The organism is Aliiroseovarius marinus (assembly GCF_004360145.1).
GTDB lineage: Bacteria > Pseudomonadota > Alphaproteobacteria > Rhodobacterales > Rhodobacteraceae > Aliiroseovarius > Aliiroseovarius marinus.
This window is the reverse complement of the sequence record NZ_SAIT01000003.1, coordinates 118577-144786: the sequence shown is the minus strand read 5'-3', so window position 1 is coordinate 144786 and position 26210 is coordinate 118577. Positions and strand designations below refer to the sequence as shown.

The 26210-nt window shown below is 60.8% G+C and carries 25 protein-coding genes; 12 read left to right on the top strand and 13 right to left on the bottom strand.

What is annotated here, in order from left to right:
• Positions 1-165: 165 nt before the first annotated feature.
• The 3 genes from EOL43_RS10405 to guaB all read right to left on the bottom strand — a co-directional run bounded on the left by EOL43_RS10405 (position 166) and on the right by guaB (position 5283).
• Positions 166-2442: an ATP-binding protein gene (locus EOL43_RS10405; RefSeq protein WP_240686527.1), complete on the bottom strand. Its 2277-nt coding sequence runs from the start codon at positions 2440-2442 to the stop codon at positions 166-168.
• Between the two features lie 201 nt (positions 2443-2643).
• Positions 2644-3813 carry an RsmB/NOP family class I SAM-dependent RNA methyltransferase gene (locus EOL43_RS10400; protein WP_133488254.1) on the bottom strand — a complete coding sequence of 390 codons (1170 nt, stop codon included), beginning with the start codon at positions 3811-3813 and terminating at the stop codon, positions 2644-2646.
• A gap of 21 nt (positions 3814-3834) precedes the next feature.
• The gene (gene guaB, locus EOL43_RS10395) at positions 3835-5283 is read right to left on the bottom strand and encodes an IMP dehydrogenase (protein WP_133488252.1); all 1449 of its coding nucleotides are present in this window, start codon (positions 5281-5283) and stop codon (positions 3835-3837) included.
• A 201-nt stretch (positions 5284-5484) separates the two neighbouring features.
• Here guaB and EOL43_RS10390 point away from each other — a divergent pair, with 201 nt between their 5' ends.
• Positions 5485-6669, top strand: coding sequence for a pyridoxal phosphate-dependent aminotransferase (locus EOL43_RS10390; protein ID WP_133488250.1), 1185 nt, complete (start codon positions 5485-5487; stop codon positions 6667-6669).
• A complete protein-coding gene (locus tag EOL43_RS10385; RefSeq protein ID WP_133488248.1) occupies positions 6666-7478 on the top strand; it encodes an isocitrate lyase/PEP mutase family protein in 813 nt (270 codons plus the stop codon). The genes EOL43_RS10390 and EOL43_RS10385 overlap by 4 nt, the downstream gene beginning before the upstream one ends.
• Here EOL43_RS10385 and EOL43_RS10380 read toward each other — a convergent pair.
• Positions 7475-8641: an FAD-dependent monooxygenase gene (locus tag EOL43_RS10380; protein WP_133488246.1), complete on the bottom strand. Its 1167-nt coding sequence runs from the start codon at positions 8639-8641 to the stop codon at positions 7475-7477. The genes EOL43_RS10385 and EOL43_RS10380 overlap by 4 nt on opposite strands.
• Before the next feature lie 163 nt (positions 8642-8804).
• On the bottom strand, positions 8805-9227 hold the full coding sequence (gene dksA, locus EOL43_RS10375) for an RNA polymerase-binding protein DksA (protein ID WP_133488244.1): 423 nt from the start codon (positions 9225-9227) through the stop codon (positions 8805-8807).
• 322 nt (positions 9228-9549) lie between these two features.
• Here dksA and EOL43_RS10370 point away from each other — a divergent pair, with 322 nt between their 5' ends.
• Positions 9550-10395 carry an AAA family ATPase gene (locus tag EOL43_RS10370; RefSeq protein ID WP_133488242.1) on the top strand — a complete coding sequence of 282 codons (846 nt, stop codon included), beginning with the start codon at positions 9550-9552 and terminating at the stop codon, positions 10393-10395.
• Between the two features lie 82 nt (positions 10396-10477).
• Here EOL43_RS10370 and EOL43_RS10365 read toward each other — a convergent pair whose 3' ends face one another.
• Entirely contained in the window at positions 10478-10678 is a 201-nt protein-coding gene (locus tag EOL43_RS10365; RefSeq protein ID WP_133488240.1) for a DUF1059 domain-containing protein, read from the bottom strand.
• A gap of 588 nt (positions 10679-11266) precedes the next feature.
• Between EOL43_RS10365 and EOL43_RS10360 the strand changes: the two genes are divergently transcribed.
• The 3 genes from EOL43_RS10360 to EOL43_RS10355 are packed head-to-tail and all read left to right on the top strand — an operon-like array spanning position 11267 to position 14089.
• A complete protein-coding gene (locus EOL43_RS10360) occupies positions 11267-12691 on the top strand; it encodes a DUF2927 domain-containing protein (RefSeq protein WP_240686526.1) in 1425 nt (474 codons plus the stop codon).
• Positions 12692-12733: 42 nt separating this feature from the next.
• On the top strand, positions 12734-12895 hold the full coding sequence (locus EOL43_RS15360; RefSeq protein ID WP_166636234.1) for a hypothetical protein: 162 nt from the start codon (positions 12734-12736) through the stop codon (positions 12893-12895).
• 9 nt (positions 12896-12904) lie between these two features.
• Entirely contained in the window at positions 12905-14089 is a 1185-nt protein-coding gene (locus tag EOL43_RS10355) for a vWA domain-containing protein (protein WP_133488238.1), read from the top strand.
• Here the strand turns inward: EOL43_RS10355 and EOL43_RS10350 are convergent.
• Positions 14086-14403, bottom strand: a complete 318-nt coding sequence (locus EOL43_RS10350; RefSeq protein ID WP_133488237.1) for a DUF3817 domain-containing protein — start codon at positions 14401-14403, stop codon at positions 14086-14088. The genes EOL43_RS10355 and EOL43_RS10350 overlap by 4 nt on opposite strands.
• A 137-nt stretch (positions 14404-14540) precedes the next feature.
• Here EOL43_RS10350 and EOL43_RS10345 point away from each other — a divergent pair, with 137 nt between their 5' ends.
• From EOL43_RS10345 to EOL43_RS10335, 3 genes are read left to right on the top strand one after another with little or no spacing between them, the layout of a single operon-like run.
• Positions 14541-14909, top strand: a complete 369-nt coding sequence (locus EOL43_RS10345; protein ID WP_133488235.1) for a hypothetical protein — start codon at positions 14541-14543, stop codon at positions 14907-14909.
• Positions 14906-15547: a DedA family protein gene (locus EOL43_RS10340; protein ID WP_133488233.1), complete on the top strand. Its 642-nt coding sequence runs from the start codon at positions 14906-14908 to the stop codon at positions 15545-15547. The genes EOL43_RS10345 and EOL43_RS10340 overlap by 4 nt, the downstream gene beginning before the upstream one ends.
• Before the next feature lie 39 nt (positions 15548-15586).
• Positions 15587-16267, top strand: coding sequence for a M48 family metallopeptidase (locus EOL43_RS10335; protein ID WP_133488232.1), 681 nt, complete (start codon positions 15587-15589; stop codon positions 16265-16267).
• Here the strand turns inward: EOL43_RS10335 and EOL43_RS10330 are convergent.
• Positions 16264-16815, bottom strand: coding sequence for an RSP_2648 family PIN domain-containing protein (locus EOL43_RS10330; protein ID WP_133488231.1), 552 nt, complete (start codon positions 16813-16815; stop codon positions 16264-16266). The genes EOL43_RS10335 and EOL43_RS10330 overlap by 4 nt on opposite strands.
• Positions 16812-18017 carry an RSP_2647 family RNA methyltransferase gene (locus EOL43_RS10325; RefSeq protein ID WP_133488230.1) on the bottom strand — a complete coding sequence of 402 codons (1206 nt, stop codon included), beginning with the start codon at positions 18015-18017 and terminating at the stop codon, positions 16812-16814. Before EOL43_RS10325 ends, EOL43_RS10330 begins: the two co-directional genes overlap by 4 nt.
• A gap of 207 nt (positions 18018-18224) precedes the next feature.
• Between EOL43_RS10325 and edd the strand changes: the two genes are divergently transcribed.
• From edd to EOL43_RS10310, 3 genes are read left to right on the top strand one after another with little or no spacing between them, the layout of a single operon-like run.
• Positions 18225-20027, top strand: coding sequence for a phosphogluconate dehydratase (gene edd / locus EOL43_RS10320; protein WP_133488228.1), 1803 nt, complete (start codon positions 18225-18227; stop codon positions 20025-20027).
• Between the two features lie 12 nt (positions 20028-20039).
• Positions 20040-20681, top strand: a complete 642-nt coding sequence (gene eda / locus EOL43_RS10315) for a bifunctional 4-hydroxy-2-oxoglutarate aldolase/2-dehydro-3-deoxy-phosphogluconate aldolase (RefSeq protein WP_133488226.1) — start codon at positions 20040-20042, stop codon at positions 20679-20681.
• Between the two features lie 24 nt (positions 20682-20705).
• Complete coding sequence (locus EOL43_RS10310; RefSeq protein WP_133488224.1) at positions 20706-21014, top strand: Dabb family protein; 309 nt, start codon at positions 20706-20708, stop codon at positions 21012-21014.
• 57 nt (positions 21015-21071) lie between these two features.
• Here the strand turns inward: EOL43_RS10310 and EOL43_RS10305 are convergent, their stop codons facing one another.
• The 4 genes from EOL43_RS10305 to cysS form a co-directional block, all read right to left on the bottom strand.
• A complete protein-coding gene (locus EOL43_RS10305) occupies positions 21072-21959 on the bottom strand; it encodes a LysR family transcriptional regulator (RefSeq protein WP_133488222.1) in 888 nt (295 codons plus the stop codon).
• 275 nt (positions 21960-22234) lie between these two features.
• Entirely contained in the window at positions 22235-23038 is an 804-nt protein-coding gene (locus EOL43_RS10300) for a squalene/phytoene synthase family protein (RefSeq protein WP_133488220.1), read from the bottom strand.
• Entirely contained in the window at positions 23035-24654 is a 1620-nt protein-coding gene (cimA, locus tag EOL43_RS10295; protein ID WP_133488218.1) for a citramalate synthase, read from the bottom strand. Before cimA ends, EOL43_RS10300 begins: the two co-directional genes overlap by 4 nt.
• Positions 24654-26135 (bottom strand): cysteine--tRNA ligase, encoded by a 1482-nt coding sequence (cysS, locus tag EOL43_RS10290; RefSeq protein ID WP_133488216.1) that lies wholly within the window; start codon positions 26133-26135, stop codon positions 24654-24656. Before cysS ends, cimA begins: the two co-directional genes overlap by 1 nt.
• Between the last annotated feature and the right edge of the window lie 75 nt (positions 26136-26210).

Below are 26210 nucleotides of genomic sequence, written 5' to 3'. Positions count from 1 at the left end.
CAATTCAAGTAAAGTTTTCCTATTCGTGAGCCTACGATCGAAGAGTAACCAAGTTCTTAACGCCAGATAGATTTCTTCACAGGGGCATCATTTGTTAATATTTATTTTTCTATTCAACAGGATAAGACGCATACCACACGCAGATGATGTGTTCCTCAGGGGCTCTCAATGGATCTGATCATTTACGGTGGCAGTCAAATCCGTCAAAGAGAACGGCTTTGGCAGAAAGACCGAGTTTGGAATGCGGGCCTGATGGTCGGCCACCGAATCCTCGGCATATCCAGACATGAAGACCACCCGCACCCCGGGGCGATCTTCAAGCGCCTGCGCCACCCAAGTCGGGCCGTCCATTCCGGGCATAATTACATCCGTGACAAACACATCTACATTGAGCGCAGTGTCCTCAAGCACCTGCAAGGCTTGCTCGGCGCAGTCAGCCTCAAGTACGGTAAACCCACGCATACGAAGCGCACGCGACGCAAAGGCCCGGACCGGGGCTTCATCCTCGACCAGCAGGACAACACCTCCGGCTTCGTCGTCCGATTGCGCTGGCTGATGGGTCACTGCAGAGCTGTCGAGGACGATATCAAGCTCAGGCAGCGGCGCATCCAACATAGGAGGCTGATCCGCCGCCTCCGCGTCTGGCTCGTCTTCCGGCAGGTCGATTTCCCGGCTCACCGGGAAGTACAGCGTGAACGTCGTGCCCTGCCCCGGCAGCGAGTCGACGAAGATGTATCCGCCCATCTGCTTGACGATGCCATAGGCCATCGACAGACCAAGCCCGGTACCCTTGCCCGCTTTCTTGGTGGTAAAAAACGGCTCGAAAATTTTGCCCATTTTGTCTGCCGGAATCCCCGTGCCCTCGTCAATTACACGGATGGCAACGTAGTCGCCGGGCGGTACACTGGCGCGATCGCGTTGCAGGGCTGCTTCCAAGAACACATTGCGCGTTTCGACGCGGATCGTGCCGCCGTCCTGCATTGCATCGCGTGCGTTCACCACGAGGTTCATGATCACCTGATCCAGCTGCCGCCGGTCTGCACGAATGGGCATAAGCTCGGCATCATGATCCAGTTGGAGCGAGATCTTTTCGCCCACCAGACGGTTCAGAAGATGGGTCAGATCCGCAAGCGAGTCTGTCAGCAGAAGCTTTTCGGGCCGCAAGGTCTGCTTGCGCGAGAATGCCAGAAGTTGCCTCACCAGCGCGGCGGCGCGGTTGGCGTTCTGAATGATCTGAGACAGATCGGAATAGGCCGGGTCCTGTTCATCCCGTCCCATCATCAAAAGATCGCAATGTCCAGAGATCGCGGTCAGCAAGTTATTGAAATCATGGGCAACACCGCCAGCCAGCTGGCCGATCGCCTCCATCTTCTGGCTTTGCACGAACTGGGCTTCCAGCGACTTCAGCTCGGTCGCATCCTGCAGCACCGCCACAAGGGCTGTGCTGTTTTCTTCGCTGATCTGCGCCAGAGAAATCTGGATAAAGACGTCTTCATCCGTGCGAGTCGCGCGGACAATCTCGGATCGGCCAAGATGCCGACCAGCATGGGCCTCGCGCAGCCATTCGGACACGGGGCGGCCCAGCCCCTCAACCTGATCCGCCATCAGGGATCCAATCGCATCACTGTCCCCCAGAAGATCGCGAGCACGGCGGTTGGCCATGGTGATGCGCCCACCGATGTCGAGCTTCAACAGTGGAACCGGAAGCCCGTCGATAAAGGCCCACTCATCTGCCGACAGCTCGGGCGCCGAGCTTGGCGGCAACAGATAGATTTCACGCCGTCCAGCCGAGGTCGGCAGTTCGCAGACCAAGGCAGGTACCGGTCCGCCGCGACCAGACACTTGCATAATCGTACCCGGCTGTATGGGGAACTCAGTGAAGATCCGGTCCAACGTGGTTTCGCGCCCACCCAGCAGATTGCGTGCGGCATCGTTCATGAACAGGATGGTTCCGGTTTTCGATGCGGTCATCATCGGCAGTCCAATATGCTCGCCGCCACGCACACCTGTATCCCGCAATGAATACTGCTCTAACTGCCAGAGGAACCCATTCTCTTCGACAAGGTGGATCTGAACGCGTATGCGCCCGCGCGCGGTGTTGACCTCTTCCGTTGCGTGCCCCAAAGCCTGCGCGCGGCCCTGCAATCCATAAAGAACCGAGGCCGGAGCCGCATAGTAATCCGCCAGTTGCATCGACAGCGCGTTGTCGGATGCGCCCTCGAACAGATCGCGTGCTGCGGCGTTGCGATAGATGACCGCGCCATCACCATCCGTCAGAAAGGCCGCGGTGGTGTCATTTTCAAACAGGCCCGACAAAGTGGATGCCAGCCGCCCGCGCCGCCATTTTTGAAACAGATAAAGACCACCGATGAGCATGGCCAAACTTACGAAAGCCAAACCGGTCAGAGTCAGCCCTAGTTCGACCTGAGGCGACGCTGCCATCCAAGCTGCCCCCAAAAACGCGGCGCCGATCACCATCAACAGCAATGTTCTAGGCGCAAGGCGCAACGCAACAAGAGCAAGGGGGTGCGACGTGAAGGCAAGTGAGTGCACGATGGTTCCTTCTCAGAAATCCCCTCTTTTCTGAAAGAAGAGGGTTAATGTCCGATTAATGAAGGAAGGTAGACTACCTATGATTGTTTTTTATTTGCCGGAATTGTGCATAAGTTGTGACACGTAAAATCCATCGCCGCCATCCAGCGGTGTGAATTGGCGCTCGGCTGTGATCTGGTAGCCATCACAATCACTTAGAAACGCCTGCACCTGATCCTGATTTTCGCTTTTCAGGACCGAGCAGGTCGCATAAGCCATGCTCCCGCCTTGTGTCAGATAGGATGACATCGCGCGCAGGATGTCGCGCTGGGCGGACTGGATCGTGGCCAGTTTCTCAGGCGTCAAAAGCCACTTCCCATGCGGGGCACGGCGCCACGATCCGCTGCCGGAACATGGGGCGTCTGCCAGCACCAGATCGAAGCCCCCAAGCCCCTTTAGGTCACTGTGCCGGACACGTTTGATCGTGACACCGGCGCGTTCGGCCCGAGCTGGGATGTCTTTCATCCGCTCCCACGACAAATCATGGGCGGTGACATCTGCGCCTAGAGCGGCCATGGCCAGTGCCTTGCCGCCACCACCTGCGCAATAGTCCAGAACCCGCATGCCGGGCTGGATGTTCAGCGCCTCGATCACGGCTTGGGACGCCGCATCCTGAAGCTCGACATAGCCGTCCAGAAAGGCGCGTGAGGTTTTGATTTTGCGCGGGTTTGTGACAACTTCCAGCGCCGTGGACGCCAGCGAAGACGGCTGCGTGTCGATCCCATCCTCGGCCAAGATCGCCGCGGCTCTCTCCCGATCGCATTTCGCCCGATTGGCGCGTACGAACACAGGCGCGCGGTTGCGAAGACTACTCAATAGCGCGTCGGCATCCGCGCCAAGGCTGCGATCGAACTCCGGCAACAGCCAGTCCGGACAGTCAAGCGCCTGCGCGCGGGTCATCTGAGCTTCGACAGCCATTTCGGTGTCACTCAACACTGCAGGCGCGTGGCCTTCCCCAGTGAACAGTTCGGCCGGATCACCCCCCTGCCCGCGCAAAAGCCCAATCATCACCGCACGCCCGTCCACACCGCCGCCAAGCGCCTGCGAGGACGCCAAGCGGCGCACAGCATCAAACACGTGATCGCGAATGGCGGCTCGGTCTTTCGAGCCTGCAAAACGACGGCTGCGCGCCCAGCCGGTCAGGGCTTGCTCGACCGGTGTGCCGGACAAATAGCTATCGAGCACCTCGATCGCGGCGGCCACGCGGGCTCCGGGCGTCATTGCAGGGTCTCCGTCACTGGCTTAGCCGATCCGATAGTTCGGGCTTTCACGGGTGATCTGAACGTCATGCACATGGCTTTCCTTCAGACCCGCACCGGTGATTTTCACGAACTGGCAGTTCTTGCGCATCTCGTCCACGGTGGCGTTGCCGGTATAGCCCATGGCAGCCCGCAGACCGCCCACCAACTGGTGAATGACGGTGCCAGCGGGACCTTTATAGGGCACCTGACCTTCGATGCCTTCCGGGACCAGCTTGTCGGACGCTGCATCCTTCTGGAAATAGCGATCCGCTGAGCCACGGGCCATCGCACCAAGCGACCCCATGCCGCGATAGGCTTTGAACGAACGGCCCTGATACAGGATCACCTCGCCCGGGCTTTCATCGGTGCCCGCGATCATCGAGCCAACCATGGCACAGCTTGCGCCCGCTGCAATTGCCTTGGCGAAGTCGCCCGAGAATTTAATGCCGCCGTCAGCAATCACCGGGATGTCGCCCGCCGCTTTCGCACAGTCTGAAATCGCAGTCAGCTGCGGGACGCCCACACCGGCGACCATCCGCGTGGTGCAGATCGAGCCGGGGCCGATCCCCACTTTCACCGCGTCCGCACCTGCGTCGATCAACGCGCGGGTGGCGTCTCCGGTGGCCACGTTGCCTGCCACCACTTGAACCGAGCTGGACAGCGCTTTCACGCGCTTCACGGCCTCAATCACGCCTTCCGAGTGGCCGTGTGCGGTATCGACCACCACAATATCCACACCCGCATCAATCAGCATTTCCGAGCGCGCAAATCCGCTGTCACCAACCGAGCTGGCCGCAGCAACACGCAGACGGCCCAGATCGTCCTTACAGGCAGTCGGGTTCAGAACGGCTTGTTCGGTGTCTTTCAGGGTCAGAAGACCGGTCAGCTTGCCCTCGCCATCCGTCACCAGCAGCTTCTCGATCCGGCGGGCCTTCATCAGGCTTTTTGCCTCTTCCAGCTCGGCGGGTTCCTGCAGCATCGCCAGATTGTCCGAGGTCATCATGACCGAGACCGGCGTGTCATCCGAGGTGGCAAAACGCATGTCGCGGTTGGTCACGATACCCACCACGCGACCGTCCGGGCCAACAACCGGGAAACCGGTGACACGGTAACGTTCTTGCAGCGCCTTGGCGTCTGCCAGCGTCTGGTCTGCCGTCAGGGTGATCGGGTTGTAAACAATCCCGCTTTCGAAACGCTTCACGCGGCGCACCTGCCGGGCTTGTTCTTCCGCGTCCAGGTTCTTGTGGATCACGCCCATGCCGCCAGCCTGCGCCATTGCAATGGCCATGCGGGCTTCGGTCACCGTGTCCATTGCCGAGCTCAAAAGCGGGATATTCAGCGCGATCGAGCGGGTCACATGGGTGGACGTATCCGCAGTCGAGGGCAGCACGTTGCTGGCCGCCGGCACCAGCAGGACATCATCAAAGGTAAGGGCCTCGCGAATCTCCATGAGCGTTCTCCTTGGGAGTTTTCGTTTGGCACGTCCCTATCTCATGGGTTGGGGCATTTGGAAAGGGGGGAGGTGATATTTCTGCCCCGAAAGGCCCTGTTTTCTTTGAGGCTGGCGTTTCGAAGGGAAATCCGGGGTTTGACAATCGGAATTGGCCGTGAACTTCTGGGGTGGAAAAAATGTGAACATGGCGAGACTGTGATGAAACTCTCGACGCGCATTCAGGGCATTCTGGACGGCGGGGATGACGGGTGGGGCGTCTTCTACAAGGCCCGCGCGATGAAGGCTGCCGGTGTCGACGTGACCGAGCTGACCATCGGCGAACATGACATCCGCACCGATCCCTCGATCCTGACCGCGATGTATGAGGCCGCTGTTGGTGGTCACACCGGATATGCCGACATTCCCGGTACGCCTGCGTTGCGCGATGCGGTAGCGAAGCGCGTGGAAGAACAGAGCCATGTGGACACCAAGCGCCAGAACGTGCTGATCACACCCGGCGGACAGGCCGCGCTGTTCGCTGCTCATATGGCTGCCTGCGACGATGGCGACACGGCGCTGTTCATTGATCCGCACTACGCCACCTATCCCGGCACGATCCGGTCTGTGGGCGCCAAGGCGGTGGCGGTTCTTGCGCGGTCTCGTGACGGGTTTCAACCGGATCTGAATGCGGTACGTCGCGCCGCGAAAGGCGCGAAAAGCCTGCTGATCAACACGCCGAACAACCCGACTGGCGTGATCTATTCCGACGAGACGCTGCACGGGTTGGCGCAGATCTGCCGGGACGAGGATCTGTGGCTGATCTCGGACGAGGTCTATGACAGTCAGGTCTGGCACGGTGCCCACCTGTCCCCCCGCACCCTGCCCGGCATGGCCGAGCGCACTTTGGTTGTCGGATCCATGTCGAAAAGCCATGCGATGACGGGCAGTCGGTTGGGTTGGATCATCGGTCCGGACGAGGCGATTGCGCATCTGGCAACGCTCGCCATCAACACCAATTACGGCGTGGCGGGGTTCATTCAAGACGCAGCCCTGTTCGCCCTGCGCCAAGGACCGGGGTTCGAGGCTGACATCGCCGCCCCCTTCCGCCGACGCCGTGACGCGGCTACGCCGCTGTTCTCGGGGCAAGAGGCCGCACGTCTGATCCCCTCGGACGGAGCCATGTATTTGATGGCGGACATCCGTGCGACCGGCCTGTCGGGCGAAGAATTTGCCCTACGCCTGCTGGATGAAGAGCATATCGCGGTCATGCCGGGCGAAAGCTTCGGCCACGCTGCCGCAGGCCATATCCGCATCGCCATGACCATCGACGACGACCGCTTTTTAGACGCCGTTGAGCGCCTGATTTCATTTGCGAACACATTGAGCACCGGAGGACCCCTATGACCGACAGCAACCGCGGCACCGCCTTTCGCGCCCTGCATCAAAAGGGAAACCCGTTCATTCTGGCCAACGCATGGGACATCGGCAGCGCCAAGATGCTGGCCGCCCTTGGTGCGGAAGCCATTGCCACATCCTCGGCCGCACACGCTTTCACACTGGGTCGCCCGGATATGGGCCATGTGACCCGCGACGAGGCGCTAGCCCATGCGCAGGATTTGGTGGCGGCTGTGAACGTGCCTGTGTCCGGCGATTTTGAAAACGGCTTTGGCGATGATCCGGACACCTGCGCCGAGACCGTGAAACTGGCCTTCGAGGCCGGACTGGCGGGTATCTCGATTGAAGACACGGCGCTTCCCGACGCCAAACCCTATGCCCGCGACAAGGCGATTGAGCGCATCCGTGCCGCCGCCGCCGCCGCCCGCGCGCTTCCCGGTGACTTCGTTCTGGTCGCCCGCGCGGACGGCGTGATGAACGGACAGTATAATCTGTCTGAAGCGATGGCGCGGCTGAAGGGATATGAAGACGCAGGGGCGGATTGTCTGTACATCCCCCTGCCCGGCACGATCGAGGATCAGGCGGCGATTTGCGCGGCGACCGAGTTGCCGGTGAATGCATTGGCCGCAGGCCCATTCACCCAACACAGCCGCGCTGAATTTGCTAAGGCGGGTGTGGCGCGGATCTCTCTGGGATCAGCACTTGCGCGCGCGACGCATCGGGTGATCTTCGACACGGCCCAAGGCATGTTCAAAGACGGAGATTTCAGCCTGTTGGGCAAAAGCATCTCAGGTGGCAAGATCGACGCGTTGCTTTAAGCGGTGACGTCGAAGTCATAGATCCAATCATAGCGCCGCATCAACGCGTGCGGCGCAAACCGCCCGATCATCCGCATCGCCGTGTGCCCTGCGCTGCGCACCAGCGGATTGGCATAGTGATAGTTGCGTGCGTTCTTATGCGCCTCGGCGACGATCTTGGCCGTGCGCGGACGGCGCTTGTCCTGATAAACCGCAGGGCCACGCGCGACCCCGAACCGATCCAGACAATCGGCCAGCACCCATGCGTCCTCAAGCGCCATCACGGCGCCTTGCGCCATGAAGGGCAAGGTGGGATGGGCCGCGTCACCCAAAAGCACCGCCTGCCCCTGATGCCAATGCTCGGCCACGGGGTGTAGAAACAGCCCCCAGATATGCGCCTCGTCCACGCGTTCCAAAAGCGCCATGGCGTCATCACAAAAGCCCGAAAATGCCGCCAACAGATTGGCCGGATCATCCTTGTGAAACCAGCCTTCTTCGGCCCACGTGTCGCGCTCTTCGACGGCGACGATGTTGACGACGCTGCCCTCCCGCAGCGGATAGGTCACCATGTGGCGCCCCGGCCCCATGAACACGGTGGCTTCAGACTGTTCGCGGCCTGTGGCAGGCACCAGCGCGCGCCACGCCACTTGCCCGGTGAACTCTGGCGTGGCCGGTCCATTCAACGCCGCGCGCATCACGGAATGTAGCCCGTCTGCGCCGACCACGAACCCCATATTGACGGGATCTTGGCCGTCCAGCGTGACTTCGGTGCCATCCGCCCCCGGTTGCACCGCCTGAACCCGCTGTCCACATGTGATCGTAACGCCCGCATCCAGCGCGGCCTCGTACAGCAGCTTTTGAAGATCTGCGCGATGGTACAGCAGGAACGTGTCGTCTGGCTTTAGCGTGCGGAAATCCAGATCCAGAACGCCATGCCCCGAGACACCATCCCGCAGCCAGACACCCTGCCCCCGCACGGCCTGCGCGCGCGCCTTGTCGCCCAGCCCCAAGGCGTCCAGAACCCGGACACCGTTCGGGCTGATCTGAAACCCGGCGCCAACTTCGGTGATGGCCGGGGCTTGTTCCAGAACCGTTACCGTCGCGCCGCGCTGGGCCAAGGCAACAGCCGCCGCCAACCCGCCAATCCCGGCGCCTAAGATGGTGATTTGCTGATCCTTGATCATGCTCACGTGGTCCCTGCTGCGCATCTGCGTCATTGTCGAAGCTCTGCCCCCTTCAACGACAAAGGCGACGGTAAGCCCGCCGCCTTTGTGACATGGTTCTTTTTCCTAGGGTACGTGACAAATCGCGCCGTCCTCCAACCTGCGCGGTGCACGTGGCCCCGGATCAGTCGTCGCGGTGCACCTTTTCGCGGCGCTCGTGACGTTCCTGTGCCTCAAGGCTCAGCGTCGCGATCGGGCGTGCATCCAGACGCTTCAGCGAGATCGGCTCGCCGGTGTCTTCGCAATAGCCGTATTCACCTTCGTCGATCCGGCGCAGCGCCTGATCAATCTTGGACACAAGCTTGCGTGCGCGGTCGCGGGTGCGCAGTTCCAACGCACGGTCCGTCTCTTCCGAGGCGCGATCCGCGATGTCAGGAATGTTACGCGTGCTGTCTTGCAGGCCTTCAATCGTGTGGCGGCTTTCGTCCAGAAGCTCTGCCTTCCACGCTTCAAGTTTACGCCGGAAGTACTCCAGCTGCCTGTCATTCATAAACGGTTCGTCTTCTGCTGGCCGATAATCGTCGGACAGGAAAGTCTCGGCTTTCATACCAACTCCCTCTACTACCGGATCGCGGTTCCTGGAGACCTTTTCGCCAGTAAGCGCCCGGTTTCTTCTGGCGCTGATGTACACCCGCTAACATGGAATGTCACGCCTGAAAAACTTAACCCCGTAAAGCATTTCGGCGCTTTCAACTAACCCACTGATAGCGCATGACATCTCGCGTTCAATTTGTTGGCATCTTGCCCAAGGAATGCGCAACCACGGATTTCAATTCGGCGTCGTAGCGTCAAAGCGCCTTGGCCTTGCCAAAATGGGCTGCTCCGTTTACCTCGTCACACATCGTACGCACCGGATGTAAGGAATGGGCATGACCAATCGCTTTGACGGAACCGACAGCTATGTGGCCACAGATGACCTGAAGGTCGCCGTGAACGCGGCAGTGACCTTGGAACGTCCGCTTCTGGTGAAAGGCGAACCCGGCACCGGTAAGACCGAGCTTGCCCTGCAGGTCGCAAGTGCCCTTGGTGCGCGCATGATCGAGTGGAACATCAAGTCCACCACCAAAGCGCAACAGGGTCTCTATGAGTATGACGCGGTCAGCCGTCTGCGCGACAGCCAGTTGGGCGACGAACGTGTTCATGACGTCAAGAACTACATCAAACGCGGCAAGCTGTGGGAGGCATTTGAGGCCGACGAGCGTGTCGTTCTGCTGATCGACGAGATCGACAAGGCCGATATCGAGTTTCCGAACGACCTGCTGCAAGAGCTGGATAAGATGGAGTTTCACGTCTACGAGACTGGCGAAACCATCCGCGCCAAGCATCGCCCGATCATCATCATCACCTCGAACAACGAAAAGGAACTGCCCGACGCGTTCCTGCGCCGCTGCTTCTTCCACTATATCCGCTTCCCGGATGCCGACACCATGTCGCGCATCGTCGAGGTGCACCACCCGGGCATCAAGCCGCGTCTGCTGACCGAAGCGCTGACCCAATTCTATGAAATCCGCGAACAGCCCGGCCTGAAGAAAAAGCCGTCGACCTCGGAGGTTCTGGACTGGCTGAAGCTGCTTCTGGCCGAGGACATCGACCCGGCCGAACTGAAGCGCGACGGCGCAAGCGCGCTGCCCACGCTGCATGGGGCGCTGCTCAAAAACGAACAGGACGTGCATCTGTTCGAACGGCTGGCCTTTATGGCGCGCGGTCAGCGCTAAGCCAGCATACAATTCTCTATGTTTTCAGGCGGTTTCCCGATCCGAGATCGCCTGAAATCTGTCAGGCTTCGGACAGCATTCCCTAGACCGTCACCGGTTTGATCAGCGTGCCCAAATAGTCACGCGTGGCTTGGTCCCAATCCGCCGGATCTTCATCATGCGCGACCCGGGCGTGCAGCTCCATCAGCTTCCAAACTTCCTCTTTGCTCTCAGCAACGACACTGGCCGGGCATGCCTCCATCCCCTCACAGTCGCGACATGCATATGCGTAAGCGTTGGTCATATTCCCATCCTCTCAACGCCGATTATAGCACAGGCACCGGCTTTCGCTGATTCGGCGATCATGGTCCGCTTGGACAGATTGCCTTTGTGCCGATGAAGCTCCACCCCACAACATATTGACAGAATTAGCTTTTCATTCGACTGAATCGCCAGTGCGCATGGGTTTCTCTTGGGACTCGCCCCTCTGGACCCTATGCTTGGCTGATGCCTGGGGGGGCATGAAAACGGTGTGTTTGTATTGTTATGGGAGACAATGCCTGCATTTCCGTTCGGAGCGAGACGAGCCGCGCCACTGCGGTGCCGTGTGATCGGTGGGACGATTACAGGCAGCATGGCGTGTTTGGCGTTGGATCCGGGGGACATGAAACCGCCCCGCCCGGCGCTACCCTGACCGCTTTGAACGAGACCCTGAGCAACCGGGCCCTGCCCGACAGGGATCGCGCGCCCCTTGCGCGACTTAACCGGCGATCTGTCCGCAGATCGGCCGGGTGCTTGCATATTGCCGGGCATCTTCGCCCGCTCCTAACACATCACATACGCGGTGGTCCGCCTTGCTGCGCGCGCCACTCAGCTGTGTAAGGAGCTACCCATGCGGTCTTGTCGCCACTTATTCCTGATCCCTACTGTCTTTCTGTTGGCGGGCTGTATGGCCGCGGTGCCCAGCCCGAATAAGAATGCGCCGGACAGCCATGTTCAACGCGGCACGCATGTCGATGATGTTGCGACGCGACGCGTCAGCTTGCCCGCGACTCTGCCTGCCATGAAGGCCTTCCCCGCGACGCGGGGTACGCGTCCTATCCGCTCCAACAGCTTGATAATGGGCGATTTTCTGGATCTAAGCTTTCAGCTGGAAAGCGGACGCCCCCTGCCCGTCCTGTCGCGGTTCGAGGGCCCGATCTCGGTCACCGTAGCGGGACGCGCCCCCGCTCGCATGCAGGCCGATCTGGACCAGCTGCTGACCCGTCTTCGGCACGAGGCCGGTATCAACATCCGTCGCGGAGCGGGTTCATCGGGTGGCCGGATCACCATCGAGATGATTCCCAAACGCAATCTGCAACGGCACGTGCCCCACGCCGCCTGTTTCGTGGCACCCAACGTGGCGGGGTGGGATGACTACCTGCGCCATCGCGGCTCTGCGCGCACCGACTGGACACGGATGCAGCAGCGTACACAGATGACTGTAGTCATCCCTTCTGACGTCAGCCCGCAAGAGATGCGGGACTGCCTGCATGAGGAAATTGCGCAAGCGCTGGGCCCGGTGAACGACCTCTACCGGCTGGAAAACAGCGTCTTTAACGATGACAACTTTCACACGGTGCTAACCGGGTTCGACATGCTGATCCTGCGGACCTACTACGCGCCGGACTTGCGCACGGGCATGTCACGGGCTGAGGTGGCTCAGCACCTGCCGTCGATACTGAAACGGCTGAACCCAGCCGGCGGAGCAGGCACCCCGCGTTTGACGCCCCCCACGCCCGCAGCGTGGAAGCGTGCCATCTCTGATGCGTTGGGTCATGGCAAACCCATCAAAGCGCGTCAGGCAGCCGCCCTGCGCGCCGTGTCGATCGCGCGGCAGAAAGGGTGGCAGGGCAACCGGCTGGCCTTCAGCCTGTTTGCGATGGGTCAGTTGCACATCCAGTCTGACAGCAAGCTCGCCTTTGCGGCCTTCAAAGACGCCGAGACGATCTATCGTGACCGCGCCGGCACCGATCTGCACGCCGCACATATCGGCGTGCAAATGGCCGCTTATGCGCTGTCCGCTGGCCATCTGGACCAAGCCATCGCAACCATCAACACGCACCTTCCCGCCGTCCGGCAGGCCCAAAATGCCGCGCTTTTGGCCACGCTGATGATGATCAAGGCCGAAGCGCTTGATCGCAAAGGAAACGCAAGTGACGCTGCGCGCCTACGGCTCGACAGTTTGGGCTGGGCACGGTATGGCTTTGGCTCGAACGCCCAGGTGGGGGCACGGCTTCGCGAGATCGCAGCCATCGCACCCAGTTCGGCAAGATGACAGGCCCCCGCAACGCGGGGACGATAGGCCAGGGATGCGAAGATGATTGTAATTGTGGCTTTTGTGGTGGGCGCAACCTTCGGTGCGCTGCGGGCAAAGAAAAGCGGCGGGAACCGGCTGGATATGGCGCAATATGGTGCGGTCTACGGCATCGTTCTGGCGCTGATCGCGACCTTCATCGCCATCATGATCACCCGAGCCTAAGGCACGCCCATGTTCCTGCCCTTCTTCGAAAACCTTCGTGCCGCCAATGTGCCGGTATCCTTGCGTGAATACCTGTCTTTTCTAGAGGCAATGAAGGCGGGGCTGGTCACTTATGACGTCGAAGGCTTCTACTACCTCGCCCGCACCGCGATGGTGAAGGACGAGCGGAACCTGGACAAGTTCGACCGCGCCTTTGCTGCCAGCTTTGAAGGGCTGGAAGCCATCAGCACCGAGCAGATGCTGGAAGCCGTCGATATCCCGCAGGAATGGCTGGAAAAGATGGCCGAGAAGTTCCTGACCGAGGAAGAAAAGGCCGAGATCGAGGCACTGGGCGGCTTCGACAAGCTGATGGAGACGCTGAAAGAGCGTCTGAAGGAACAGGAAGGCCGCCACCAAGGGGGCAACAAGTGGATCGGCACCGCGGGCACCTCGCCCTTTGGCGCCTATGGATATAACCCCGAGGGCGTGCGGATCGGTCAGGATCGGTCCCGCCACCAGCGCGCGGTGAAGGTCTGGGACAAGCGCGAATTCAAGAACCTCGACGACTCGGTCGAACTTGGCACCCGCAACATCAAGGTCGCTCTGAAACGCCTGCGCAACTGGGCACGTGATGGGGCGCATGACGAGCTGGATCTGGACGGCACCATCCGCGCCACAGCCGAGCACGGCTATCTTGATGTGAAGACCCGCCCTGAACGAAGAAATGCCGTCAAGGTGTTGTTATTCCTCGATGTTGGCGGATCCATGGACCCGCATATCAAAGTGGTGGAGGAGCTGTTTTCCGCCGCACGGGCCGAGTTCAAGCATCTGGAATACTACTACTTTCACAACTGCCTGTATGAGGGCGTCTGGCGCGACAACAACCGTCGCTGGACCGAGCAGATCCCCACATGGGACGTGCTGCGCACCTATGGCTCGGACTATAAATGCATTTTCGTGGGGGACGCGTCCATGTCGCCCTACGAGATCGCCTATCGCGGTGGCGCGAACGAGCATTGGAACGACGAGACCGGCCAAGTCTGGCTGGAACGCGCGCGCGAGCAATGGCCGGACAACATGTGGATCAATCCCCTGCCCGAGCATCACTGGCGCTATACCCAGTCGGTTCAGATGATCAACCAGATCTTCGAAGGCCGCATGGTCCCCATGACCATCGACGGGATCGAGCGCGGCATGAAAGATTTGGGGCGTTAAACTGCGTCTCCGCGCACGGCCTCTTCTTCGCGCTTCAGATACGGATCATGAACGAAGGTGCCAAAGGGCAGCAAGCTGGCCAGAATGGCCCAGTTCACTCGCGTCATCGACAGCCCGCCATAGGACGACGCAAAGACCAGCGCGCCCATATAGGCGACGAACAACCAGCCATGCGCCATCCCGACCAAGGGAACGACTTCCGTCATACCAGCCCAGTATTTCAAGGGCATGGCGATGAACAGAAGCACGATATAGCTCCACCCTTCGACGGACGCGATTTTGCGAAACATCCAGATGGAGCGGGCCTTGGTCATGTCGGTGATCCTTGCAAGCTGGGTTGCGGTGGGCATAGACGCGACAAGGGCTCTGGAGAAACCCGGCGAAATGTCGCACAGATGGTGACGGAAAGTCTGACCTCGCCCGTGTAACCCTGACAGGAAGGAGAATTCCAGTGATCACATCCCTGCGCCGCATGTGGGCCGCTGCCCCTGTCGCCACGGTCGTCCTTGTTGTTGCCCTGATGGCATCAACCTTCTTTGGCGTGCGCACGGTCAGCAATTGGGTCTACTGGAATGATCCTGCCCACATCGACCAGCCAATCGCGGGCTGGATGACGCCACACTATGTGGCACATTCATGGGACATCCCGCGCCCTGTGATGGTCGAGGCTTTGGCGCTTGGAGAGGATGACCCCAAAGGCCGCAACCTGAAACGTCTTGCCGAAGCACAGGGCATTCCACTGGACGAGTTGATTGCGCGGATCGAGGCCGCCATTATGGCCCATCGCGCTGCGACCCCGCAGGAAGGCGGGCCGCAATGATCTCGACCGAGCTCGTCTTCACGCTTCTGTCCGACTATGGGCCGTGGGTGGTCTTTGCCTCGGCCTTCCTGTCCTGCCTTGCGCTGCCTATCCCGACCTCTCTGATGATGCTCGCGGGCGGCGCCTTTGCCGCGACCGGAGATCTGGTGCTGACCAATGTGGTCTCCGCCGCCTTCATCGGCGCGGTGATCGGGGACCAGACGGGCTTTGCCATCGGGCGCTTCGGCGGCACACCTGCGTTAGAGCGTTTGGCGCGCAACCCGGCCCGCAAGGCGGTGCTGGCCAAGGCGCATGCGTTCGTCGATCGGCGCGGCGGCATTGGCGTGTTCCTGTCCACATGGGCGGTAGCCCCGCTGGGACCATGGGTGAATTTCGCGGCGGGTGCGACCGGTCTGGGCTGGCTGCGCTTCGCCGTCTGGGACATTTTGGGCGAGACGATCTGGGTCACGCTCTATGTCGGGCTGGGCTTCATGTTCGCATCCCGGATCGAAATCCTTGCTGACCTGATGGGCAATATCGCGGGCCTGTTGGCCGCCCTTGTGGTGGCAGTGGGCGCGTTTGTGTGGATCAAAGCGATGATGCGCGCGCATGAGCGTCACAAGAACCTCGCGGACAGGGTCGCAGACACCACCCCCTAACCCCTTCCCTGCGCACGGTTTTGCCCCCATATAGGGAGCATGACCAAGCTGCTGCCCATTCTTCTGCCCATCCTTTATGGCCTGATCCTCTATCGGTTCTCGGTCTGGCGCACCCATCGCGAGCTAGACGCGAAATCCACCCGGCTGGCGGACCCGAAGCTGAAGGCACTGACGGACCGGATGGCAGCCAGTTTGGATCTGGCAGACATCCCGGTGCACATTTACGAAATCCAGCCGGTGAACGGGCTTGCGGCCCCAGACGGCCGGATTTTCATCACGCGGGGCTTTTATGACGAGTACCTAAAGGGCCGCGTGACCGGCGAGGAACTGGCCAGCGTCATCGCGCATGAGCTGGGCCATGTCGCGCTGGGCCACGCCCGCAAGCGAATGATCGATTTCTCTGGCCAAAACGCCTTGCGCACCGTGCTGACCATGATGCTGTCCCGCATCCTGCCCGGTGCCGGCGTCTATATCGCGCGCATCCTGACACGACTGGTCGCGGCAGGCCTTAGCCGCGGCGACGAATACGAAGCCGATGCCTATGCAACCGCGCTGCTGATCAAATCCGGCATCGGGGCCGAGGGGCAGAAAAGCCTGTTTGGCAAGCTGGACGAGCTAACCCAGGGGCGTGGCGGCGTCATGCCGGCCTGGCTGATGAGCCACCCGAAAACCGCCGACCGCATCGCCGCGATCGAGAAAAACCAAGAGAAGTGGGTTTAGCCCAGACTTTCCAACGCCTTGCCTAGGCGAGGCAGGCGCGCCTTTTTCATCAGCTTGCGCAGGGTCCAGGTATTGTCACCGGAGAGACGGATCGCCTCGGACAGTACGCGTTGAGCCAGAGCGGACATATCCTGTGGGTGACTATCCACAAAACTCCGCAAGAACAGGTCTGGGCTTTCGCGCTGCAATCCTTCCTCGGCCAGCGTATGGCGCGGGAAATCGGCGTTATTCAGCGTCAGAAGCACATCTGCGCCACCCGTCACGGCGGCGGCCAGAACGTGAATGTCGTTCTGATCCGGCAGCCACAGGCGCGCCTCGACGCCCGCGCCCGGCTGAACCGTCGCCTTGGGCCAATAAGCATTCAACAGAGCAATCTCTCCGCGTGCAAAGGCTTCCTGATCCGGGCCAAGTTTCGCGGCTGCGCGCGCCCATTCTTCCAGAATGCGGGGCGACCAGAGGGGCGTGAATAGCCCCAGCTTCGCCGCGCCCAAAACCATCTCGCGCATGACGGTTGGGTAAAGGACGCAGGCGTCGATCAGAACCTTCACGGCAGGATCCGGAAAAAGAGCGACTTCAGATAGCCGCTTTCAGCCAATTGCGGATGCATCGGGTGATCAGCCCCGGCAAAGCCCGTGTGGATCAACTGGCTGTTGCGCCCTGCCCGTCCGATTCCGCGGATCGAGGCATTGCGGAACTTGTCGATCGTCGCCGCGTGTGAACAGGAACAGAGGCCCAGATAGCCACCCGGCGCCACCAAAGGCGCGGCCAAACGCGCCACGCGTTCATAGGCGCGCAGACCGGGCTCTAGCGCCTTCTTGGACGGTGCAAAAGCGGGCGGATCGCAGATAACCACGTCGAACTGCGCGCCTTCGTCATTCAGAGCCGTCAGCACATCAAACGCGTCGCCCTGACGGGTCGAGAAGCGGTCAGCTGCACCCATCGCTTCGGCCCCGCCCTCAGCCAGAGCCAAAGCTGCAGCCGATCCATCAACAGCCACCGCCGAGGACGCGCCACCCGCCAATGCCGCCAGTGAAAACCCACCCACATGCGAGAACACATCCAGCACGCGCGCATCTTTCGACAGCCCTGCCGCAAAGGCATGGTTCGGGCGCTGGTCATAAAAGAGGCCCGTTTTCTGCCCCCCGGTCAGGTCCGCCAGATAGGTCGCGCCATTCATCGGCACGTGAACCGGCGCCTCGGGGGCAGCGCCGCGTAGAACCGCGTTATCCGCATCCAACCCCTCCAACTGGCGCGACCGGCCAGACGCATTCTTCAGCACATTGGTCACACCCGTGACCTGAACCAGAGCCTCGGTCAGCTGATCCAGATGCGTCTCGGCCCATGCGGCGTTGGGCTGCACCACAGCAGTGTCCCCAAACCGGTCGATGATCACACCCGGCAGCCCGTCCGCCTCGGCATGGATCAGGCGATAGAAGGGCGCGTCGAACAGGCGCGCGCGGTGCTCCAGCGCCGCTTGAAACTTGGCCTTGAACCACTCGACATCAATTTGCGCCGCCGGATCACGATCCAGAATGCGGGCAAAAATCCGCGAGCCAGGGGTGACGGCGACGGTGCCAATCACCTCGCGCCCCGCGTCTTCCAGCGTTGCAATGCTACCTGCTTCGATCTTTTTGGTGCGGCGATCCGTGACCAGCTCGTTATCATAGACCCACGGCGCCCCGTGCCGGATGGCGCGTGCGTTGGCCTTGGGCTTCAGGCGGATTACCGGGCGGTCAGTGTCTTGGGTCATATGCGGCCTGCGAGGTTCAGTGCGTTTCGCGCCCTCCCTACCGCGTGGCCGAGGCTACGGAAAGGCAAATTCCAATCCCACGCGCCCGAACATTCTGCCGTCATATTAAAACCAGCTATTGTTAGCGCTATCATTTTCTGTTAACTGGGGCACGAACACGGTATCCTTATCGTAACGCGCAACCGTAAGCACTTGGAAAAGCACAACATGGCCATCCATCCGACACTTACAGCTATCACTGACCGTATCGCAGAACGCTCGCGCGACAGCCGCGATGCTTATCTGAAGAAGATCGCGGGCGCGGTCGAAGACGGGCCACGCCGCGCGCATCTGAGCTGTTCGGGGCAAGCGCATGCTTACGCGAGCGCAGGTGTGGATCAGGCGAAACTGGCCACGGAACGCGCGCCGAATATCGGGATCGTTACGGCCTATAACGATATGCTGTCCGCCCACGCGCCCTTCGCGACCTACCCTGACCTGATCAAGCAGGTTGCCCGCGAACAAGGCGCCACTGCACAGGTTGCAGGTGGTGTGCCTGCCATGTGCGACGGGGTCACGCAGGGCGAAACAGGGATGGAGATGAGCCTCTTTTCCCGCGACGTGATCGCCATGGCCGCCGCCGTCGCGATGAGCCACAACACCTTTGATGCCGCGCTTTATCTGGGCGTCTGCGACAAGATCGTGCCGGGTCTGATCATTGCTGCCGCCAGCTTTGGCCACATCCCGACAGTGTTCCTGCCGGCAGGGCCAATGACTTCGGGCATCACGAATGACGAAAAGGCCGAGACCCGCAAACGGTTTGCGACCGGCGACGCCACGCGGGAAGAGTTGATGGCGTCCGAGATGGCCGCTTATCACGGGCCGGGCACCTGTACCTTTTACGGCACCGCGAACACCAACCAGATGCTGATGGAATTCATGGGGCTGCACCTGCCCGGCGCCTCCTTTGTAACGCCCGGCACGCCCCTGCGCGATGCGCTGACCGCCGAGGGTACCCGTCGTGTGCTGGAAATTGCCCATGGGACGGAGCAGTTCACGCCCGTCGGACATGTGCTCGACGAAAAGGCCTTTGTGAACGGGCTTGTGGGTTTGATGGCAACAGGCGGCTCGACGAACCTCGTGTTGCACCTGCCCGCGATGGCGCGGGCTGCAGGTATCATTCTGACGCTGGAAGATTTCGCCGACATCTCAGCCTTGGTGCCGCTGATGGCGCGGGTCTATCCCAACGGTTTGGCGGATGTGAACCATTTCCACGCTGCCGGCGGTCTGGGCTACATGATCGGCAACCTTCTGGAAGAAGGCCTGCTGCACCCAGACGCGACCACCAATGCAGGCGATCTGACCGCCTATGCGCAAGAGGCGAAACTGGACGGCGACCGTGTATACTGGGAGCCCGCGCCGCGCGACAGCCTGAACGACAAGATCCTGCGCCCCGCCAGCGATCCATTCCAGAAGACCGGAGGCCTGTCACAGCTCTCGGGCAACCTGGGTCAAGGCGTGATCAAGATTTCCGCCGTGGACCCCGAGCGCCATGTGATCGAGGCCCCTGCCCGCATCTTCCATGATCAAGAAAGCGTCAAAACCGCGTTTAAGGCCGGAGAGCTGACCGGCGACATCATCTTCGTGGTGCGCTTCCAAGGCCCGCGCGCCAACGGCATGCCGGAATTGCACGGTCTGACCCCCATCCTGTCCGTCCTGCAAGGACGCGGCCAACAAGTGGCGTTGGTCACCGACGGGCGCATGTCCGGCGCGTCGGGCAAGGTGCCCGCGGCCATTCATGTGGCCCCCGAGGCCGCCGATGGCGGCCCCATCGCGCGCATTCGGGACGGCGATATCGTCCGACTGGATGCCACCAACGGAACGCTTGAGGTGCTGACAGACGGCGCCACCGATCGCCCCGCCGTGCAGGTGGACCTGAGCGGTAACGCCGATGGCTGTGGCCGTGAACTGTTTGAAACCTTCCGCCGCGCCGCCCGTCCGGCGACCGAAGGCGCAACCTCGATTTTCTAAGGAGACCGCGACATGACACCTGAAATGGCAAGCCACCTCGCTGAAGAGATCTGCCGCCTGGCCCCCGTCGTGCCGGTGCTTGTGGTGAAAGAGGTGGCCCACGCGGCCCCGCTGGCAGAGGCCTTGGTCAACGGCGGGCTTCCCGCGCTGGAAGTAACCCTGCGCACCCCGGCGGCATTGGATGTGATCCGCGAAATGTCCGAAATTGAAGGCGGCGTGGTTGGTGCGGGGACGCTTTTGACCACGAAGGACGTCGAAAATGCCAAGAAAGCTGGCGCGACCTTTGGTGTCTCTCCCGGCGCAACGGATCGGCTGCTCGACGCCTGCGAAGCCAACGACCTACCGCTTTTGCCCGGCGCGACTTCAGCCACAGAAAGCATGCGGCTGCTGGAACGCGGCTATTCCGTGCAGAAGTTCTTCCCGGCCGAAGCTGCAGGCGGCACGCCCTTCCTGAAATCTCTGGCCTCGCCCCTCCCGCAGATCCGCTTCTGCCCGACCGGTGGTGTGAGCTTGCAGAACGCCATGGACTACCTGTCCCTGCCCAATACGCTCTGCGTGGGCGGATCGTGGGTCGCACCGGGTGATTTGGTAGAAGCAGGAAACTGGGGCGAAATCAGTAAACTCGCGGCGGAGGCTGCAGCACTGACCTCGTGACGGATTACCTCAAGGCAAGAACATATGATCATACACTGCGTTTTTTGCCAATTTCGCTCGGATGCCGATCCAGCCGAAACAGCAGAGGTCCTGCGGGACCTCGCTGAATTATGTACAGATCTCCCGGGTGTTCTGAGCTTTGAGCACGGGCCCAACCGCGATTTCGAACAGAAATCTCAAGCCTTCAACGCGGGCTTCGTCATTCGCTTTGCCGATCAGTCTGCGCTTCAACACTATGCGGATCATCCGAAACATCAGGCATTGGGTCAGCGCCTGTGTCAGCTGTGCGTCGGAGGCGCCGATGGCATTATCGTGTTTGACCTCGAGTGTTGATCCAACCCACAAACATACCACCAATTTAACAAACCCAGACCTTGCCGGAACGGCGCGCTAGTGCGTTGCCCCCTCCGCCCCTTTACGCCGCAACCAATCGCGGAACGTCGCGGTGTTCTGGGTCACCGCGCCCGGGCGGGTTAGGATGTAGTAACCAAGCTCGGACTGGGAAATGCGATAGAGCGAGACCACTGCCCCGGCGTCGATCTGAGCGTCGACCAACGATCTAGGCTGCACTGACACGCCCAGCCCAGCGGCAACAGCGGACGACACCAGATCACTGGTCTGCATGGTGGTCAGCTTCACATCGTTCAGGTCGATGCCTTCCTCTTCGACGATCCGGCGACGCTCCATCATGTGATCTTCCATCACCCAGGGCAGATCCACGAGATCTGACAAGCACGTCACCTGCCGCCCTTGCACCAGATCTGGATGGGCGACCACAACGAACTCGCCATCGGTCAAAAGCTCGGTGTCGACATTAGGCCAGTTGCCGTCGCCATAGCGTACCGCCAGATCCACCCCGTCGCGACGTAGATCCACCAGATCCGCGCTGGGATTGATGTTGATCTTGATCTCAGGATGCTCGGCCCAGTACGATCCGATCCGCGGCATCAACCAATGGGACGCAAAGGCGGGCGTGACCGAGATCTGGACCGCGCGCTCCTGCCCCCGCTGTCGGATCTGCGCGACGCCGTCAGCAATGGTTGCAAATCCGGACCCAAGTGCGTCCGCGAGCAGACGTCCCGCATCGGTCACCGCCATGCCACGCCCCTGCCGCAGCAGCAAAGGCTCGCCCAGCTCCTCTTCCAGCTTGCGCACATGCTGGCTGATCGCCGCATGGGTCACGTTCAGTTCGCGTGCGGCTTGGGATAGTTTCTGATGTCGCGCGGCGGCCTCGAAGGCGCGCAAGGTGGCGAGGGATGGCAGAGACCTCCAATCCATATTGTTACCTCTACTTACATTATGAAAATCATACTGCTTTGCCTGAATCGACTAATCAACCTTATTTTCTTAGCGAGACATAAGACAAGAGGAGAAAAAACATGATCTCGATACTATCAAATTCGTTTCGCACCGCCACACGGATGGATCACCGAACCGACGGTCAGAAACCTGTCTTTCGGGATGAACGGAAAATCCAGAACGACGACAAGACCCGTGCAAAGGAGGAGTTGCGCCATTGGCAGCGGAGATGGTTCGCTGGGTAATCGCGCGGCCTACCAGCCGCCTGTCAGCCCCAACCACAACATACGGCCGCGCCGGGTCACCTCGGCGCTGCCAAGCGCCCCTTCTGCCACCAGCGCAGGCTGTTTGGCCGCCTGTTTCAGGATACCGCGCACCCGCCACGCGCTGCGCAAGGCGGGGTTGCCGTGGCGCCCCAACGCCGCACGGGCGTTGCTTAGCTGCTCAAGACCACTCGCACAGAGCGACTGGATGGTATCCGCATCCGGCACCACATGCCCGCGCCCAGCCTTGGCCAGCGCGGGTTGTGCTAGCAACCAATTGGCCAGACCCGTGGCTTCGCCCAGATCCTCCAGCGCCGTGTCGATCTCGTAATCGCCTGCATATTCCGTCATGCCGCAGAGCTGCCCCCCGGCCAACATCAACGCGCCAGAGGTCGCCCGCAGATAGGCGCGGATTTGGTCAACGCCTTGGGGTTGGCTTCCCTGAACGTCCCCCTCGCGTGCTTCGATGATCCGCAAGAGCGGCTCAGCCCGCATATCACCCCAAATCACCAGCTGAGACAGCGGCGTGGCCACATCATGGCGCGGCGCCTCAACCCCGTCGACGGCGCCCGTGATCACGTCGCGCCAAAACTGGAGCCGGATCAGGGCGACCATCGGTTCTTGCGACATATAGGGCGCACGGGCGACTTCCAAATTGAACGCGTAAAGCGGGAACAGACGTTTCCGCTCTTCCACCGTGCCGCTCATTGCGGCCAGAAAACGATCCGGATCGCCTTTCAACACCTGCTCGGCGCAGGCGGCAATCGGATCATAATCTTCAGGTGCGTCCGTCATGCGGCAGTCGCCCCGTCTCGCAGAAGCTTCCAAATGATCGCGTCCAGCAGCGCCTCGAACGAGGCGTCGACGATGTTCGGGCTGACACCCACGGTCGACCAGCGATGCCCGGACGCGTCTTCACTGTCGATGATGACGCGGGTCTGTGCCTCGGTCCCGCCTTGGGTGATACGCACCTTGAAGTCGACCAGTTGCATGTCTTCGATGATGTCCTGATACGGCCCCAGATCTTTGGCCAGCGCCTTGGCCAGCGCATTCACCGGGCCACGATCGGTGCCCGAGGCATCCATACTTTCAGACACAGACAGCTTCTTTTCCTCGCCGATTTTCACCACCACGATCGCCTCGGACAGGCTGATCATCTGGTTCCGCTTGTTTTTGCGCCGCTCGACCGTGACCTTATAGCGCTTCACCTCAAAGAACTGCGGCAGTTGGCCCAACACGTCCCGCGCGACCAGCTCAAAACTGGCCTGGGCGCCATCATAGGCGTACCCCTGATCCTCGCGTTCTTTCACGCGGTTCAGGATCTCGCTCAGGCGCGGGTCGCCCTTGTCGACCGCAATCCCGGCATCGCCCAGACGGGCGCGCAGATTTGATTGCCCGGCCTGATTGGACATCGGCACGATGCGGGTGTTGCCCACGGTCTCGGGCGGGATATGTTCATAGGTCGTCGGGTCTTTCAGAATGGCACTGGCATGCAGCCCCGCCTTATGCGCAAAGGCCGAGGCCCCAACGAAGGGCGCGGATTTGTTTGGCACGCGGTTCAGGATGTCATCGAGCTGCCGCGACAGGCGGGTCAGGCCGGCCAGCGCCTCTTGGCTGACGCCCGTGTCGAACTGGCTGGCATAAGGTTCCTTGGTCAAGAGCGTCGGGATTAGCGTGGTCAGGTTCGCGTTGCCACAGCGTTCACCCAGCCCGTTCAGCGTGCCTTGCACCTGCCGCACGCCCGCGTCGATGGCGGCCAGAGAACAGGCCGCCGCGTTGCCCGTATCGTCATGGGTGTGGATCCCCAAATGATCGCCTGGGATGCCCGCGGCAATGACGGCTTTGGTGATCTCATAGACCTCGTGCGGCAGCGTGCCGCCATTGGTGTCACACAGCACCACCCAGCGCGCACCCGCGTCATAGGCGGCCTTCACGCAGGTCAGCGCATAGTCGGGATTGGCCTTGTAGCCGTCAAAGAAATGCTCGGCATCATAGAGCGCCTCGCGCCCTTCCTTGACCATGTAAGTCATTGTCGCGCGGATGTTTTCCACGTTCTCGTCCAGCGTGATACCAAGCGCGGTGGTGACGTGGAAATCATGGCTTTTGCCCACAAGACAAACGGCAGACGTGCCGGCGTTCATCACGCCCGACAGCACGTCATCGTTTTCTGCCGAGTACCCTGCCCGCTTGGTCATCCCAAAGGCGGTGAAGGTCGCGCGGGTCTTGGGGGCCGCATCGAAAAAGTCGCTGTCGGTGGGGTTCGCCCCGGGCCAACCGCCTTCGATATAGTCCACGCCGAGCTTGTCCAGAGCGGTCGCGATTTGCTGCTTTTCAGCCAGAGAGAACTGCACGCCTTGGGTCTGCTGCCCATCGCGCAGGGTGGTGTCGTAGATGTAAAGGCGATCGGTCATCACAGGCCCTCCAACTTCGTGGCATCAAACCCCGGACCGGGCTCAAGTTCGACCCCTTCTTTGGACATGCGGATTTGAACACCTGCTTCGGTCAGTGAAGCTTTCAGCGCGTCAACGGCCGAGAAGTCTTTGGTTTGCATCGCGGCCACGCGGGTGTCGTGGAGTTTGTTGGCAAGCTCCGAGAGATCAACTTTGTTTTCAAGCAGGCGCTTTCCATATGCCACCAAGTCAATTCCCAAAAGGTAGCTACCTGCCAGCAACCGGCGGATTTCAGTTTCGACTTCATCACTGCTAAGCTGAGCACGCGCAAGTCCGCTAAGTCGCTTCGCTACCCGCGCTAGAGTATCTCGTGCAGCGTGCGTGTTCAGGTCATCCGCTAATGCATCCACAAGCTCTTGCTCGGCATAAGCTCGGGCAAATCCAACCGGATCATTCTCAAACTCTTCAATCACCCAATGGCTTGGCGCTATCTCAAGAGACCAAACCTCAAGCTGCCTCATAGCTTGGCGAGACTTTTCTTCCGTCCAGTCCATCGGCTTACGATAATGCGTTCCCAAGAACACAAACCGGATCACCTCGCCAGGTACGCCTTGTTCCAGCAGGTCATGCACGGTGAAGAAGTTCCCCAGCGACTTGGACATCTTCTTGCCCTCGACCTGCAGCATCTCGTTATGCAGCCAATAGCGCGCGAACTGCCCTTCCGGGTGGGCGCAGCAGCTTTGAGCGATCTCGTTTTCATGGTGCGGGAATTGCAGGTCGTTGCCGCCACCGTGGATGTCGAAGGACGCGCCCAGCAGGTCGTGGCTCATGGCTGAACACTCGATATGCCAACCGGGGCGGCCTCGGCCCCATGGGCTATCCCAACCAGGCAGATCATCCGTCGAGGGCTTCCACAGCACAAAATCCATCGGGTCGCGCTTGTTATCCGCCACTTCAACGCGCGCACCAGCAATCATGTCATCGACCGAGCGGCCCGACAGTTGGCCGTAATCGTCGTAGCTTTTGACCGAGAATAGCACATGCCCCGCTCCGTCAGGATAGGCATGCCCCTTGGCAATCAGATCCTCGATCATGTCGATCATCGGCTGAATGAACTCGGTCGCGCGGGGCATTTCATTGGGGTCCATCGCCCCCAGCGCGCGCATGTCGTTCAGATACCAGTCGATCGTCTCGTTCGAGCGTTCGTGGACAAGTTCCTCCAACGTACCTTCGGCGCCCGCTTCCTTACGCGCCAGTGCGGTCGCGTTGATCTTGTCGTCCACGTCGGTGAAGTTGCGCACATAAGTCACGTGGTCCGGCCCATAGACATGGCGCAGCAGGCGATAGAGCACGTCAAATACCACCACGGGGCGCGCATTGCCCAGATGGGCGCGGTCATAGACCGTCGGCCCACAGACATACATGCGAACATTTTCAGGGTCGATCGGGGTGAAGTCCTGCTTCGCCCGCGCCATCGTGTTGTAAAGCTTGATATCCGTCATGTTGTCCTCGCAAGTCTGCGCACACGTGTCCTCGCGGCGGACTTAGCAACTTCTTGACATGTATGGAATAGAAGA